The organism is Nostoc sp. UHCC 0251 (assembly GCF_034932245.1).
Lineage (GTDB): Bacteria > Cyanobacteriota > Cyanobacteriia > Cyanobacteriales > Nostocaceae > Nostoc.
This window is the reverse complement of sequence record NZ_JAYGHD010000296.1, coordinates 39,964-56,243: the sequence shown is the minus strand read 5'-3', so window position 1 is coordinate 56,243 and position 16,280 is coordinate 39,964. Positions and strand designations below refer to the sequence as shown.

The window sequence follows — 16,280 nt, the reverse complement described above, 5'->3', positions numbered from 1 at the left end:
ATTTTGCATAATACCAAAATCCTTGTAGAGACGTAGCACTGCTACGTCTCTACATAGGTTTAAGTTTACACGTATGGCTGACTCGCTACCGCTACGCTAATGTAATTCGTAATTTCAGCAAAAACAAAAGGCAGTAGGTTTAAATCCCACTGCCTTATTTGTTAGTTATTCCAAAATTTATCACCCAGGAAAAACCAACATTAATTTCGCGTTAACGGCGGTAATCTTGATCTGCGGGGTCGCCGTAGGGATCTTCGCTGGCTGGACGGACATCACCAAACTCTTGGTCTGCGGGGTCGCCGTAGGGGTCTTCACTGGCTGGACGTACATTACCATAAGACGAAATATCTCCAGGGTCACCATAGGGGTCTTCACTGGCTGGACGGACATCACCGTAAGAGGCGATATCTGCGGGGTCGCCGTAGGGGTCTTCGCTGGCTGGACGGACATTGCGATCGTCTACGGCGGGGCGTAGCCCATCGCGGTATTCAGTATCCTCAGCTTGATCGCCCTTTCCTCCAAAGAAGAGATCCTTCGCCTTTCGCAAAAAGTCATCTACCATAATCTGTCTCCTGATTTAAGTTCGTGTTTCCGACGTGCGCGATCGGCGTTATCCTCCGAGAAACCCGCTTGAGATTTACACACGCTTCGCTATCTAGAGTGCTGGAGCTGCGGATGAAGTTATGCCAGTTAGATCGCGACCTGAAGTACTCCGGTTATAGCCTTGGAATTCCCGATACTTTTGCGCTTCAGATTCAGGTACTCGAATTCCTTCTGCTGGTGGAGTTACCCAGTGAGCGCGATGTTCAGCATCGCGGTAGTATACACGCCCGTTCTTGGAAAGATAGTACTTACCTTGCGCTCCTTCTTGGGGAGCATTCTTATGTTGGTTGTACATATAGTAAAGTGCCGCAGCTCCCGCCAAAAGTGCTACTTTTTGCCCTGTACCCATTCCCTTTTTAACTTCGGGTTGGTTTGTGGTGCGATCGCTCACTGTTCTAGCAACGGTATCATCAACAGGTGGTGGCGTAGCAGTTTTAGAACCACCTCCGCAGCTACTCAGCAGAGGAACCATCAGCAATGCGGAAAGCAACACTGCAAATAGACGCGAAACTATTTTACGTTCTTTAAATATTGTGTTCATCGGATTTCTTCATCACCTGTATTTACTAAAAGCCTTGCTGTTGCAAATACAAAGTTGGAATTCCTGTTATTTCACCTGGAATTGAAAAAACATCTACCACTCAATTCACAACTGCACAGCTACAGCGTTTCACTGTTATGATGATCGATTTTCTCAAGTATTCCATCCCGCCTTTGAGAGAAACTGCATTCATCCTAAGGAAATATCTTATTGATTCTTTATTAATCAATTTAGCTAAAACGCCGAAATATTCAGCAATTTCTTGGTTATTTTTTTGGTGTAAATAAATTAAAAAGATACAGTTACTATGATGATCTTTGCCAATAAATACATTCAAATATGACATCAAAAAATACACCCCAAACTAGAACTCGTCTCCTTTTGGCTTTGTGGGATTTGGGAGGAACGCAGCAGGAAGTTAAAAAGGGTCAACTCACTAACTGGAGTTTAGACTAGTTAGGAGTGCGAAACTAAAGAACAAATCAACTTAAAAGTTACTTTCACAGGATTTGATTGCTTAGTTACTTTTGTACCCTTAGCTAAAGTCCAGTTGTAAATCCGTTAGCGAATATTCCCTCCTTATTAATAAGGAGGGAATATTTTTTGCTCTCTACGCTCTTTTTAACGTGAATTCGACAGACCTCTCCCTCCCAGCCTCCCTCTCCGAAGCGGAAAGGGAGGAGCAACGCAAAAATTAGGTTCTTAAGTCTCTCTCCATTTCGGGGAGAGGTTTGGAGAGGGGTTCTTCAGAATCTATCGAACTCAGGTTCTTTTTAAGAGGTAAATTCAGGCGAATGTTTTAGGTATCCAAAGAGATTTTCGCAGAGTACCTGTTTGTGCAGCTTCTCCAACGAGAGAATAGCTTAAGGCTGAGTATGAGGACGGTTACAGTTACTAATGACTGCTTACTAAACTGAACTCAGTTGTTTTTTCAGGATCAGCTTCTGGACTATCAGCTTCAGAAGGTGGAACCAACTGCCAGAATTTCGGCAAAAATTCTTGCCAGTCTTGGAGAATTTTATTTGCCTTTAGTGAACCAGTGCGTTCCGCATGAGTTTTGATTAACTCTTGCAATTGCTTTGCACCTGCTTCTGTAATCACCCTCTGAATTTTGACAATTTCCGGGTTGACTAACTCACGAAATAAGTCGTCTTCATCTAAAAAGTACGCCAGTCCACCAGTCATTCCAGCTGCTACGTTACGTCCTACTTTGCCGAGGACGACAATCACACCACCAGTCATGTATTCACAGCAGTGATCCCCAGCACCTTCAATAACTGCTATGGCTTTAGAGTTTCTTACAGCAAAGCGCTCTCCTGCTAAACCATTGGCAAATAACATGCCACCAGTAGCACCATAGAGGCACGTATTGCCAACTATCACGTTTTGTGATGCGTTATAGGTAGCATCGGCTGGAGGTTTGATGATGATTTCACCACCATGCATCCCCTTACCTACGTAGTCGTTTGCCTCTCCTGCCAGGGTCAGAATTATACCAGGGAGGTTGAACGCACCAAAGCTTTGCCCAACACTACCTGTAAAGTTGAGATTAATTTGTCCTTCAAAGTCGCTGTCACCGTATTGAGAAGCGATCGCTCCCGCTAATCTAGTGCCTACTGTTCTGTCAGTATTGACAATAGGGTAAGTCTTAGTAACAGTAGACTGATCCCGAATGGCAGTCTGAATTTCGGGATCGGCAAGCATCTTGTCATCTAAAACCACGCCGTTGCTGTGGACTTCTTCATGCACTAACCAATCACGATTGTCTCTGGTATCTGGTAGCTTCAGTAAACAGTCCAGGTTGAGCGATCGCGTTTTGGTGAGTTTTGCCTCTGGGCGCAGTTTCAACAAATCTGCACGTCCAATGATTTCTGACAAAGAACGGTAGCCAAGTCGTGCTAATAAACTACGCACTTCTTCAGCGATGAAGTAGAAGAAGTTAACAACCTGTTCCGGCATTCCCGTAAACCGCTTGCGGAGTTCTTCTTTTTGAGTAGCAACACCCACGGGGCAGGTATTCATGTGGCAAACTCGCGCCATGATACAACCTTCAGCAATCATGGCGATGGAGCCGAAACCGAATTCTTCACCGCCCATCAATGCACCTATTACCACATCCCAGCCACTCTTGAGTCCGCCATCTACGCGCAAAATCACGCGATCGCGCAGGCTATTTTCCATCAAGACGCGATGCACTTCACTTAAACCCAGTTCCCACGGGGAACCGGCATGTTTAATCGAACTTAGTGGCGATGCACCTGTACCACCATCATGTCCAGAAATCTGGATAATATCAGCGTTTGCCTTCGCTACACCAGCGGCGATCGTGCCAATACCAACTTCTGCAACTAACTTCACCGACACCTTTGCTTTGGGATTAATTTGGTGCAGGTCAAAAATCAGTTGCGCTAAGTCTTCAATGGAATAGATATCGTGGTGCGGTGGTGGTGAAATCAGCGTGACACCTGGCTTCGAGCGCCTTAACATCGCAATGTATTGGCTCACCTTGGGCCCTGGTAGCTGTCCACCTTCCCCTGGTTTAGCACCTTGGGCAATTTTGATTTCAATTTGTTTGGCGTTGACTAGGTACGCTGGCGTGACACCAAAGCGTCCCGATGCAACTTGCTTGATGGCACTATAGGCTTTATCACCATTTCGCAATCCTTTTAAATGAGGTAGGGTTGGCGAGTGACCAGACTCGTCTACATCATCTAGAACTGTGTAGCGGACTGGATCTTCGCCGCCTTCTCCAGAATTTGATTTACCGCCAATGCGGTTCATAGCGATCGCCAAAGTTTCATGAGCTTCTCTTGACAAAGCGCCTAAAGACATGCCTCCGGTGCAGAAGCGCTTGACAATTTCAGTTACCGACTCCACTTCTTCTAGAGGAACCGAGGGGCGATCGCCTTGGAAGTCTAGCAAGTCGCGCAAGGCTGTTACTGGTCTGCCTTGAAGATGCTTCTTGTAAACTTCGTAGTGGTCGTAGTTTTTACCATCTAAAGCCTTATGCAGCGCCTTAACCATTTCTGGGCTATTCATGTGGTACTCGCCGCCAGGACGGTACTGCACAAAGCCCAGGTTTTGTAACTTATTGGTCGTCACTTCTGGGAAAGCTTTGCAGTGGAAGGAAAGCACTTCATCAGCTAGTTCGCTAACACTCAAACCACCGATCCGGGAAGTCGTACCACGGAATCCCAGTTCGATTAAATCTCCACCGATGCCAATAGCTTCAAAGATTTGGGCTGCTTGATAGCTGGAGAGCAGAGAAATTCCCATTTTGGAGAGAATTTTTAGCAAACCTGACTCAACTGCTTTGCGATAGTTTCCTAAAGCTTGTTCTAGGGTGAGGGTGGGAATTTTTTCTACACCCATTAACTTTTGAGTTTTGGGATCAGACCACCAATCACGCACTGTATCCAAAGCCATATACGGGCAAACTGCACCAGCACCGTAGCCAATGAGACAAGCAAAGTGATGAGTACTCCAGCATTGAGCAGTATTGACAATTAGGGATGTTTTCATTCGCAGCCCTTCCCGAATCAGGTGATGATGTACAGCACCCACTGCTAAAAGGGGAGGAATGTATGTATCTTCTGGGCTGATACCGTCATTTCCCTTATCGCTTAAGATTAAAATTTTTGCACCTGCGCGGACTGATTGGGCTGCTTGTGCTTGTAAAGATTGGACTGCGGCCTTTAATCCTTCAGGGCCGGTAGCGATCGCAAATCGGGTTGACAACTCAGCCGTGGCAAATCCTGACAGCTTAATTGCCTCTAACTCACCATCCGTTAACACTGGCGATTCCAGCTTCAATCTCCGAGCATATTCTGGCTTGGGTTCTAATAAGTTACCCCGTTCACCCAGTTCGACTTTCAGAGACATCACTAGCTTTTCGCGTAGGGGATCAATTGCTGGGTTCGTCACCTGAGCAAAGCGCTGTTTGAAATAGTCATAAAGCAGGTGGGGTTTTGTTGACAGCACTGCTAAAGGAATATCATCCCCCATGCAGAAAGTCGGCTCTGAACCTGCGATCGCCATTGGATGAATCACCATTTCTACATCTTCTGTGGTGTAGCCAAAGGCAGTTTGCAGCTGAAGCAATGTTTGCTTGTCAATTTTGTTAGTTGTACTATGCCCATTACCATTTTCAGCAGCCAGATGTCCATTTCCATTCACATGTGCCGACTGACTACTGACAATTTGTTTGAGTTCTTGACGGTACTGTTGCAGCCATTCTCCATAAGGGTGCTGCTTGGCGATGCGCTGCTTAATCTCCCAATTTTTCAGGACTTCATGGTTTACTAAATCCACGGCAATCATTTGCCCTGGGCCGAGTCTACCTTTCTCGACAATATCGGCTTCTGGGAAGTCCACTACACCAGCTTCGGAAGCTACAACAATGTAGTCATCTTTGGTAATCACGTAGCGAGCTGGTCTTAAACCATTACGATCTAGTGTTGCACCAACTTTTTTGCCATCGCTGAATACTAAAAGTGCTGGCCCATCCCACGCTTCTTGCAGACCGCTGTAATATTCGTAAAAATCAACAATTTCTGGATAATTACGTAAAGAAGGCTGATTTTGGTAAGCCTCTGGAACCATAATCATTAAAGCTTCCAAGGGGCTGCGTCCAGAGCAGACCAGCAATTCCAGTACGTTGTCTAGGGTAGCTGAGTCGCTATTATCAATATGAACTAATGGCTTAAGTTCCTTGATGCGAGTCTCCTGCAAAGAGGCTGCGCCGTTTTCATGCGCGGAGCGCTGTACGCCCCATACAGGATGATTCAGACTAGCTTCTCGTGCCATCATCCAGTTGATGTTACCCAACAAGGTATTGATTTCGCCGTTGTGACCCAAAAGCCGCATTGGTTGGGCTAGGGGCCACTTGGGCATCGTGTTGGTACTAAAGCGGCGATGATAGACAGCAAAGGCACTTTTGTAAGCTGGATTCTTTAAATCGTGATAAAAGTCGCCCAATACGGCAGAACGCACCATGCCTTTGTAGACAATTGTGCGACTTGACAAAGAGCAGATATAAAACTCTTCTGAGATGTTGGTTGCAACTTTACTAATTCTGCGGCGGGTAATATACAACTGCCGTTCTAATTCATCGCCACTCTTGTCAACAGAAGCTAGCAAAACTTGTTCAATCTGGGGTTGATTTTCTCTTGCTTGTATCCCAAGTAAATCAGGTTGCACTGGCACAACTCGCCAACCAAGTACAGTGAATTTTTCTTCAGCAGCTACCTGCTCAACTGCCGTCCTAGCTTTTTGTGCTGCTTCCTGGTCTTGTGGTAGAAAGATCATCCCAACAGCTATATTATTGATGGATGGAAATTCCTTTCCACTTTCGGCAAAGTCTTGTTGAAACAACTCCCAAGGTATAGCTGTCAATACTCCAGCACCATCACCAGAGTCTTGATCGGCGCTACAACCTCCCCGGTGTTCTAAGCAGGTTAAAGCAGCTAAGGCTTTTTCGACAATTTCGTGGCTGGTATGATTTTGGCGATGAGCAATAAAACCTACACCACAGGCATCTCTTTCCTCTACTAACCACTTTTGCCCCTGATAGGTATCTCTTGAATTTATATCCACTGTGATTTGTTGGTCTTGATTCATCGGTTTATTATTCATACCCTGTTCCTGAAGTATTGAGTTACCAATTTTGCCACTACGTTATGGGAGAAAATTTCTAAATTTAGCGATGGAAAACTATACAAGCACCGAAATTTAGGGAAAAAAAATTTTAACTTCGGTTTTACTTTTGTTAGTTCACCCGTGTTAAAATGATTGCGTATTTTTTATGTATTTATGCGGTGTTAGACAACTTACCTCCGCCAAGACATCATTTTTGCCCTGACAGTTTCTTTTTTATATTGTGAAGCTAAGTATTTTCTCAATTCCCTTTTTGCACATGCACGATAGCTACTCATAGAGCCTATTTCGGCTCACCTGAAACAAAACTAAAACTGAACGCTGTACTATTTTTCAAAGCCAAAGTCAAAATGATTCGTAATTGATCGTGACAAGAAGGACTCACTCTAAGTGTTCACGTAGCCTCTCCCTTTCTCCCAAACGGAGAGGCTAGCGCCAAGGGAGAAGAGAAGGCTTTAAGTTACGCTACCTTAATTCGTAGTTGCAACCAGTGGGGGGTTGTACCCTCCATTGTTTTGTTAACCACTAAATTTTTAATTTAGTGTGGGCTGTTGTACCCTTTTAATTACGAATTAGTAAATATTTAGTTATCCTGATCCAGGACTAAAATCAGCGTATTACAATATATACCCATTTGACAATTCCCAAATATCTTTGTTGTCTAGAGTTTTGCCGCTTACCAGTTGGCACATGTATTACTATTAACTAGACCTTACTGAATTAGCAACATTTAGTCAGGATTGAATATCTTAATCCAGTTTTGATAACCAACACTACCGTGTATAGTGTGGTCAGAATTAGTGCTAGTTAAAACACTTAATTGCAGTGGCTTTAGCGTCTAAATAATTTTTTGCTTTTAAAAGAGATAGCTTGCCAATATATACAATAGCATATTTTAAGAAAAATAAACTCCTATTTTTTTATATTTCCAAATAATTAGTTAATTTATACCTTGGGTGATAGTTTTCAAAAATACCAAGTAAATTATGGTGAAAATGCCGAATTGTTTCCAATCAGGGATTGGCGAGCGCAGATTTTTCCGAGCTACTGTGTCACCAATGCTTTTAACATTACTGTGCTTAACTACTACCTGTGCTACCAACGCCCAGGAGTCCCCAAAAAACGTCCAATCGATACCAAGCCTGATCTCCCAGTCACCTGCACCTCCTTTAACAGGCGTAGCATCTTCTGGTAATCAAATTTCCCTCAATGGTCGTACTTTACCAGGAACTTGGTTGCAGCGACCTGGAAAAGCTGGTCAGGTAACAACTCATCTCAGTGATGGGGTATTTAGGCAATTAATTGGAGTAAATTTCTTAAATAGTAGTAACTCAGCCAGGCAACCAATACAGTGGTTCTCATCGGTGACAAAGCCATTGGTTTTAACCACCAGACTACTAGGAGCATATCGCTATTTGGATATTAGCAATTTTGCTCAAACATCTGGATGGGAAATCCGAACCAATGGCAACACCTTGATAATTGCTACCCCAAAAGCACAAATTAGAAATATTATTCAGAGCCAGGAACGTCCAGAGGCGAGTGCCCCTTTGCAACAAACTCGGCTTCTTGTTGATTTAGATCGTCCAACTCCCTGGCAAGTTGTACAAGGGTCAATTATTAAAAAAATTGAAACTCCACCCTCTGATCCAGACACACCAACTCCCAAATCCACTGCACCACCAAATCGAGAGTGGAGAATTACCCTTGATGGAATAGCCGATCCTGTTTTGATAGAACGCTATACCCCCCAGCCACCAGCAGCACCACCAACATTGCTGCCAAACCTACTCAAACAATTATTACCAGTTACGCCAACACAACCAATACCACCAGCACCAACCCCTGAACCACTAATTCAAGAAGTGGAGGTTGTGAAAAACCAAACAATTATTAGTTTGAGCGTTCCCTTCGGTCTATCGCCTCAAGTGAATACTGTTACTAACCCCAATCGCCTGATTATCGATATTCGACCCGATCCCCTAGAAGAACGAGATATTACTTGGGCCCCAGGATTGCGCTGGCGACAGCACTATGTCAACTTAGGCACAGAACGCTTTCCGGTGGTCTGGTTAGAAGTTAATCCCCGTAAATTTGGGTTAACGTTGAAACCCATGTGGGCTAGTCTTGATGGGCTTGCGGGTATTGCTCCCTTAATTCAAACAGCACAACGTTACTTAGCAGTAGGTGGAATTAACGGTGGTTATTTTAACCGCAATAACAAATTGCCTTTGGGTGCAATTCGTCGGGATGGTCGGTGGTTATCAGGCCCTATTCTGAATCGAGGTGCGATCGCTTGGAATGATTCTGGTCAATTTTACTTCGGTCGTCTCACCTTAGAAGAAACTTTAATCACGGCAAATAATCAGCGCCTACCAATTCTGTTCCTGAATAGCGGTTACGTCCAGAGTGGCATTGCTCGTTACACCCCAGCTTGGGGAGCAACTTACACGCCCTTGACGGATAACGAAATTATTCTATTGGTGCAGAAAGACCAAATTACTCAACAGTTAACAGGCGGCAAAGTTGGTGAGACGGCGGTTCCTATTCCCCAGGATGGCTACCTACTAACCTTACGCGCCAACGCTGTTACTGCTGCCTCACAGCTACCTATTGGCACCACAGTAAGCATTTCCAGCAGCACTGCTCCCACTGATTTTAGTCGTTATCCGCATATTATCGGAGCCGGGCCGCTATTAATCCAAAATCGCCAAATTGTCCTCGATGCCAAAGGTGAAAAATTCAGCAATGCCTTTATTGCCGAAAAGGCTATTCGTAGCGGTATTTGCACAACGCCAACAGGCACATTGATGATTACTGCTGTCCATAATCGTGCCGGCGGCTATGGCCCTAATTTGGCAGAACACGCCCAATTGATGCAACAGATGGGCTGTGTGGATGCCTTAAATTTGGACGGTGGTAGTTCTACCAGCCTTTACTTAGGAGGACAACTACTCGACCGTTCACCTAGTACCGCTGCTCGTGTTCATAATGGAATTGGGATTTTCCTGAAACCACGATAATGAGTCAGTAGGAAGTAAAAAAGCCTCTTAATCATCAATGCTCAATGCCCCATGTTTTTTTAAAGTTTAGAACAAGCTATCATTTTGCTTGATGAAGACTTGGTGTAGATACAAGAATTTTAGTAGTGATGATTTACACCATAAGGTTTGATTTTGCTATGTTTATCAAGGTGCAATAAAATTGCTGATTTCCAACGTTGCAAGATAGCGCCAGATTTTTATCACTAATTAAGAGTACCAACGGTTTGTTATGTCTTCAAATGAGGTAACTATGGCTCGATATCAAGAAACTACACAGACTGACACTCTACACCTACCTTCAACTATCACATCCAGAGGCGTTGCTGCAACTGAGTTACGTCCTTGGGGTGCTTTTACAGTTTTGGAAGAAGGGCGCGGATACAAAATCAAGCGCATTGAAGTTAAGCCCGGACACCGCCTCAGTCTACAAATGCACCACCACCGCAGTGAACATTGGATTGTCGTATCTGGTACAGCTCGGGTAGTTTGTGGCGAGAAAGAAGTACTACTGAGCAATAACGAGTCAACCTATGTACCTCAATGTACATCTCATCGTTTAGAGAATCCTGGTGTGATCCCCTTGGTGTTAATTGAAGTACAAAATGGCGAATACTTGGGTGAAGATGATATTATTCGCTACCAAGATGACTATGCTCGTACCAAGGATTAAACCAAAAGAACGCTATTAAAAGCTCTAATCCCAAAACCAAATACATTTTTGTGCAAAACGTTTTTGGTAACCATTACACCCCAGAAGTCCCTACCTAGTTAAGGTGGGGACTGAAACATGTTAGTGTTATAAATGTAGTAATGGCGATCGCGTTCTTGCCTTTGGTGATTTGGAATTTTTAAGAAGCGAGAGTAAACCCATCTGTCTGTAAAATAATGAAGATGGGATATTCAATTGCAAAAAAAGAGTTCCATGATTCATCTGAGTCAAGCAGCCGCAAGTGAGATTGGGCGAATAAAGTCCAAGCAGCAGCCAAATGTTTTGTTTCGGTTGGCAATAAAACCAGGTGGTTGTTCCGGGTTGTTTTATGAAATGTCCTTCGATGAAGCAATAAAAGTTGGCGACCAGGTCTTCCATTTGGATGAAATTCAAGTAGTCATAGATGCCGCAAGCTTAAATTACCTCAACGGTTTGAGGGTGGATTATTCAGAAGACTTAATGGGTGGTGGTTTTCGCTTTCAGAATCCCCAGGCGATCGCTACCTGTGGCTGTGGGAATTCATTCTCCACAACTAGTCAATAATCCTTAATTAGTGATCATTTGCCAATAACAAAGGAAAAATGACCAAGTAATTAAGCAAAAATCACAATTGACATAAAACCGTAAAAAACGATATAATCAGGATTTGTTAAAACTTAGACATATAAGCAGCTTTACGCGCTGTAACTCATGCCAACAATACAGCAGCTAATACGTAATGAGCGCGAACAAGCGCGTCAGAAAACCAAGTCCCCTGCTCTGAAACAATGCCCACAACGTCGGGGAGTTTGTACCAGAGTATACACGACCACACCAAAGAAGCCTAACTCAGCTCTACGCAAAGTAGCAAGAGTCAGACTTACCTCTGGATTTGAAGTCACAGCTTACATTCCAGGTATTGGTCACAACTTACAAGAACACTCAGTTGTGATGATTCGTGGCGGTCGGGTTAAGGATCTACCAGGCGTGAGATACCACATTATCCGTGGCACCCTAGATACAGCCGGAGTCAAAGACCGCAAGCAAGGCCGTTCCAAGTATGGAACTAAGCGTCCTAAAGAAGCGAAAAAATAGGATTAGGCGATTAATCGTGTTGGATACGATTAATCGTCTACCTTAAAAACACCCAAGGGCAAAAGAAAGAACGCCGTCTTTGTTCTAACAGTAGTTATGAAGGCTGCTAAAGTCTGTTTCAAAAAATCAAGCAAGCTAAATCTACACTAAGCGAGCAAGTGTAGAAGTTCTGAGGAGGAAAATACTGTAATCTACAGCTAATTTCTCATCTGAACATTAAAGTTTATAGTCTTGTCGCCTTGAGTATTTCGTTGCAGGTAGTTAAGTCAAACAATTCTTGATTTTAGACTTCGGCTACGCTCAGTCGAACGATTTGCGGTTTTGGATTGGTCGAACCCACAAGGGAATTAGGCTTACAGACTTTTGATTTGTTCAGATCCTTGCGATCGGAATATATACCGAAAACTTTTAATCCAAAATCAAAAATCAAAAATCAAGAATTGGCAGTCAATTAAGTCAGCCTTGCTGCAACGGTCGAAAAAATAGAGGAAGTCTGAGGGTTGGGTTCTACCGCTTTTAGTTTCCGGTGTCTGATAGCATATAATTTCGTTGCCAATTCCGAATTAAAGGTGAAGTATGTCTCGTCGTGGTGTTATTCAAAGGCGCCCAGTTCCGTCTGACTCCGTATATAACAGTCGCCTTGTGAGCATGATTATCAGACGGATCATGCGTCATGGCAAAAAATCACTTGCCGCACGCATTGTTTATGATGCATTAAAAACTATTGAAGAACGCACTGGTGCTGGTGCCTTAGAAACGTTTGAAAGAGCAGTGCGAAATGCCACGCCTTTAGTAGAAGTAAAGGCTCGGCGAGTTGGTGGAGCAACCTACCAAGTACCAATGGAAGTGCGTACAGAACGGGGCACTACTTTAGCACTGCGTTGGTTAGTGCAATATTCTCGCTCTAGACCAGGCCGAACAATGGCCAGTAAATTGGCAAATGAGTTAATGGATGCTGCCAACGAAACTGGCAATGCTATTCGCAAACGTGAAGAAACTCACCGGATGGCGGAAGCTAACAAGGCATTTGCACATTATCGTTATTAAGTAAAAAAGCGGTATATCGCCTTGCCGAAGCGGTATATCGTGGATTTACACAAAAAGACGGTTTTCCGTAAAAGTATAGAATCTTAACAAAGAGTAATATACAAGATATCATGAGGCAAAAACTATAGGAGGTAGCTGTGGCACGCACGATCCCGCTAGAGAAAGTACGCAACATTGGTATTGCGGCGCATATAGATGCGGGCAAAACAACAACAACAGAGAGAATATTATTTTACTCTGGGATAATTCATAAAATTGGCGAAGTTCATGAAGGAACTGCCGTCACAGACTGGATGGAGCAGGAGCGGGAGCGGGGAATTACCATTACTGCCGCTGCTATCAGTACCAGTTGGAAAGATCATCAAATTAACATTATCGATACTCCGGGTCACGTAGACTTCACAATTGAAGTTGAGCGTTCCATGCGCGTGTTGGATGGTGTAATCGCAGTATTTTGTTCTGTGGGCGGCGTGCAACCGCAGTCTGAGACAGTGTGGCGTCAAGCAGAACGCTACAAAGTTCCTCGGATAGCCTTTATCAACAAGATGGATCGGACTGGAGCGAACTTCTATAGAGTTCACGATCAAATCCGCGATCGCCTGCGGGCGAATGCGATCGCCATTCAACTACCAATTGGTAGTGAAAATGACTTCCGAGGTATCGTTGACCTAGTACGGTTGCGTGCGTATATTTACGCCAATGACCAAGGAACCGATATCCAGGAAACCGATATTCCGGAAGAATTGCAAGCGCAGGTAGAAGAACACCGCACCAAGCTAATAGAAGCCGCAGCAGAAACCGATGATGCTCTGATGAATAAGTACTTTGAAGGCGAAGAACTTACAGAACAGGAAGTTCGGACTGCCTTGCGTAAAGGCACAATTGCGGGGACGATTGTACCAGTACTTTGTGGTTCAGCATTCAAAAACAAAGGCGTGCAGTTGATGCTGGATGCCGTTGTAGATTACCTGCCAGCGCCAAGTGAAGTACCTCCAATTCAAGGCTTACTACCGAATGGCGATACTGTTGAGCGGCGGGCTGATGACAACGAACCCCTAGCAGCTCTGGCATTCAAAATTATGGCTGACCCTTACGGTCGCCTGACATTTGTTCGAGTTTATTCTGGTGTCCTGAAAAAGGGCAGCTACGTTCTCAACGCTAGTAAGAATAAAAAAGAACGGATTTCCCGCTTAGTTCTCATGAAGGCAGATGACCGACAAGACGTCGATGAACTGCGAGCGGGTGATTTAGGAGCAGCTCTGGGATTGAAAGACACCTTGACAGGTGACACCCTCTGTGATGATGGATCGCCAGTAATTCTGGAATCTCTATTCATTCCTGAGCCTGTGATCTCGGTAGCGGTTGAACCCAAAACCAAGAACGACATGGACAAGCTGTCCAAGGCTCTGCAATCTCTCTCAGAAGAAGACCCCACCTTCCGTGTCCGCGTCGATCCGGAAACAAACCAAACCGTGATCGCGGGGATGGGAGAGCTACACCTAGAAATTCTAGTAGACCGGATGTTACGAGAATTCAAGGTGGAAGCGAATGTAGGAGCGCCGCAAGTAGCTTACCGGGAAACAATTCGGAAAGCTGTGAGCAAAATTGAGGGCAAATTCATCCGCCAAAGTGGTGGTAAAGGCCAATACGGTCACGTTGTGATCAATTTGGAGCCTGGAGACCCCGGTACTGGCTTTGAATTCGTCTCCAAAATTGCCGGCGGTTCAGTACCTAAAGAGTACGTTGGCCCCGCAGAACAGGGAATGAAAGAAAGCTGCGAATCTGGTGTTCTAGCTGGATATCCATTGATTGACGTTAAAGCGACCCTAATTGATGGGTCATACCATGATGTAGACTCTTCAGAAATGGCTTTTAAAATCGCTGGGTCAATGGCGATGAAAGAAGCTGTATTGAAAGCTTCACCTGTCATCTTAGAACCTATGATGAAAGTTGAAGTTGAAGTTCCTGAAGACTACATTGGGAACGTCATTGGCGACCTCATCGCCCGTCGAGGGCAAATTGAAAGCCAAAGCACCGAACAGGGACTCGCTAAGGTCGCATCCAAAGTTCCACTGGCGACCATGTTTGGCTACGCAACTGATATCCGGTCGAAGACCCAAGGTCGGGGTATCTTCACGATGGAGTTCAGCCACTACGAAGAGGTGCCTCGCAGCGTAGCTGAAACTATCATTGCAAAAAGCAAAGGGAACGCTTAGTTAAAATAAGGAAATGAGCATTCATGGCACGCGCAAAGTTTGAAAGAAATAAACCCCACATCAATATCGGTACTATTGGCCACGTTGACCACGGTAAAACCACGTTAACAGCAGCCATCACTATGACCTTGGCAGCTATGGGTCAAGCTGTAGCTAAGGGCTATGATCAAATCGATAACGCGCCAGAAGAAAAGGCACGGGGTATTACCATCAATACCGCCCACGTTGAGTATGAAACCCAAAATCGGCACTATGCTCACGTAGACTGCCCTGGACACGCCGACTATGTGAAGAACATGATCACTGGCGCTGCTCAGATGGATGGTGGTATCCTCGTAGTTGCGGCTACTGATGGTCCTATGCCCCAAACCCGCGAACATATCCTGTTGGCAAAACAGGTGGGCGTTCCCAGTCTGGTTGTATTCTTGAACAAAGAAGACTTGATGGATGACCCAGAACTCTTGGAACTAGTGGAACTAGAACTTAGAGAACTGCTTTCCAGCTACGATTTTCCTGGTGATGATATCCCCATCATCAAAGGATCTGGTCTGCAAGCTCTTGAAGTAATGACCAAGAATCCTAAGACCCAACGCGGTGAAAATCCTTGGGTAGATAAAATCTACGAATTGATGGATGCTGTGGATTCTTTCATCCCTACACCTGAGCGGGATGTTGACAAGCCCTTCCTGATGGCTGTAGAAGACGTATTCTCAATCACAGGTCGTGGTACTGTCGCCACAGGCCGGATTGAACGGGGTATTGTAAAAGTCGGCGATAACGTTGAACTAGTGGGTATCAGAGATACTCGCGCCACTACCGTAACTGGTATTGAAATGTTCAAGAAGAGTCTTGAGCAAGGTATGGCTGGAGATAACGCTGGCGTACTTCTCCGGGGTATTCAGAAGGCTGATATTGAACGGGGTATGGTAATTGCCAAACCAGGTTCAATTAAACCCCACCTGGAATTTGAAGGTGAAGTATACGTCCTAACAGAAAAAGAAGGTGGTCGTAAGACTCCATTCTTCGCTGGCTACCGTCCCCAGTTCTACGTGCGGACAACTGATGTAACTGGTACTATCAAAGCCTACACCTCCGATGAAGGCAAAGAAGTAGAAATGGTAATGCCAGGCGATCGCATCAAGATGACAGTAGAATTGATCAACGCGATCGCTATTGAACAAGGAATGCGCTTCGCTATCCGCGAAGGTGGTCGCACCATCGGTGCTGGTGTCGTCTCCAAAATTATCAAGTAGCACCTTTTCGCTCATAACAAAGGAGCAGAGATGGTCTTTATTGTGCCTCTCTGCTCCTTTCTCTTCCCTCTATAAATAAGGTAATAGGTTACAGGGGACAGGTAATAGTTTTCTGTAACCTTTACCCTGTAACCTTTA

Annotated in this window: 10 protein-coding genes; 7 read left to right on the top strand and 3 right to left on the bottom strand. The window is 44.8% G+C overall.

The annotated features are described in order from the left end of the window. Positions 1 to 211: 211 nt before the first annotated feature. From VB740_RS21750 to gltB, 3 genes are all read right to left on the bottom strand, one after another. Positions 212 to 562, bottom strand: a complete 351-nt coding sequence (locus VB740_RS21750; protein WP_323201990.1) for a translation initiation factor — start codon at positions 560 to 562, stop codon at positions 212 to 214. Positions 563 to 655: 93 nt separating this feature from the next. Next, complete coding sequence (locus VB740_RS21745) at positions 656 to 1,144, bottom strand: hypothetical protein (protein WP_323201989.1); 489 nt, start codon at positions 1,142 to 1,144, stop codon at positions 656 to 658. A gap of 894 nt (positions 1,145 to 2,038) precedes the next feature. Next, the gene (gene gltB / locus VB740_RS21740) at positions 2,039 to 6,778 is read right to left on the bottom strand and encodes a glutamate synthase large subunit (RefSeq protein ID WP_323201988.1); all 4,740 of its coding nucleotides are present in this window, start codon (positions 6,776 to 6,778) and stop codon (positions 2,039 to 2,041) included. A gap of 1,016 nt (positions 6,779 to 7,794) precedes the next feature. Between gltB and VB740_RS21735 the strand changes: the two genes are divergently transcribed. The 7 genes from VB740_RS21735 to tuf all read left to right on the top strand — a co-directional run bounded on the left by VB740_RS21735 (position 7,795) and on the right by tuf (position 16,142). Next, complete coding sequence (locus VB740_RS21735; protein ID WP_416290358.1) at positions 7,795 to 9,822, top strand: phosphodiester glycosidase family protein; 2,028 nt, start codon at positions 7,795 to 7,797, stop codon at positions 9,820 to 9,822. A gap of 271 nt (positions 9,823 to 10,093) precedes the next feature. Continuing rightward, positions 10,094 to 10,513 carry a cupin domain-containing protein gene (locus VB740_RS21730; protein ID WP_323201987.1) on the top strand — a complete coding sequence of 140 codons (420 nt, stop codon included), beginning with the start codon at positions 10,094 to 10,096 and terminating at the stop codon, positions 10,511 to 10,513. A 252-nt stretch (positions 10,514 to 10,765) separates the two neighbouring features. Then, on the top strand, positions 10,766 to 11,095 hold the full coding sequence (locus VB740_RS21725) for an iron-sulfur cluster assembly accessory protein (protein WP_323201986.1): 330 nt from the start codon (positions 10,766 to 10,768) through the stop codon (positions 11,093 to 11,095). A 147-nt stretch (positions 11,096 to 11,242) separates the two neighbouring features. Next, complete coding sequence (gene rpsL / locus VB740_RS21720) at positions 11,243 to 11,626, top strand: 30S ribosomal protein S12 (protein ID WP_012410236.1); 384 nt, start codon at positions 11,243 to 11,245, stop codon at positions 11,624 to 11,626. A 576-nt stretch (positions 11,627 to 12,202) separates the two neighbouring features. Continuing rightward, positions 12,203 to 12,673, top strand: a complete 471-nt coding sequence (gene rpsG, locus VB740_RS21715; protein WP_069070112.1) for a 30S ribosomal protein S7 — start codon at positions 12,203 to 12,205, stop codon at positions 12,671 to 12,673. A gap of 137 nt (positions 12,674 to 12,810) precedes the next feature. Further along, entirely contained in the window at positions 12,811 to 14,889 is a 2,079-nt protein-coding gene (gene fusA / locus VB740_RS21710; RefSeq protein ID WP_323201985.1) for an elongation factor G, read from the top strand. A 23-nt stretch (positions 14,890 to 14,912) separates the two neighbouring features. Then, complete coding sequence (tuf, locus tag VB740_RS21705) at positions 14,913 to 16,142, top strand: elongation factor Tu (RefSeq protein ID WP_323201984.1); 1,230 nt, start codon at positions 14,913 to 14,915, stop codon at positions 16,140 to 16,142. The last annotated feature ends 138 nt before the right edge of the window (positions 16,143 to 16,280 follow it).

Bases quoted from the DNA above. Each gene is read 5' to 3' on its own strand.
- VB740_RS21750 (WP_323201990.1), bottom strand. From the start codon at position 562: ATGGTAGATGACTTTTTGCGAAAGGCGAAGGATCTCTTCTTTGGAGGA.
- VB740_RS21735 (WP_416290358.1), top strand. From the start codon at position 7,795: ATGCCGAATTGTTTCCAATCAGGGATTGGCGAGCGCAGATTTTTCCGA.
- VB740_RS21745 (WP_323201989.1), bottom strand. From the start codon at position 1,144: ATGAACACAATATTTAAAGAACGTAAAATAGTTTCGCGTCTATTTGCA.
- VB740_RS21730 (WP_323201987.1), top strand. From the start codon at position 10,094: ATGGCTCGATATCAAGAAACTACACAGACTGACACTCTACACCTACCT.
- VB740_RS21725 (WP_323201986.1), top strand. From the start codon at position 10,766: ATGATTCATCTGAGTCAAGCAGCCGCAAGTGAGATTGGGCGAATAAAG.
- rpsL (WP_012410236.1), top strand. From the start codon at position 11,243: ATGCCAACAATACAGCAGCTAATACGTAATGAGCGCGAACAAGCGCGT.
- rpsG (WP_069070112.1), top strand. From the start codon at position 12,203: ATGTCTCGTCGTGGTGTTATTCAAAGGCGCCCAGTTCCGTCTGACTCC.
- gltB (WP_323201988.1), bottom strand. From the start codon at position 6,778: ATGAATAATAAACCGATGAATCAAGACCAACAAATCACAGTGGATATA.
- tuf (WP_323201984.1), top strand. From the start codon at position 14,913: ATGGCACGCGCAAAGTTTGAAAGAAATAAACCCCACATCAATATCGGT.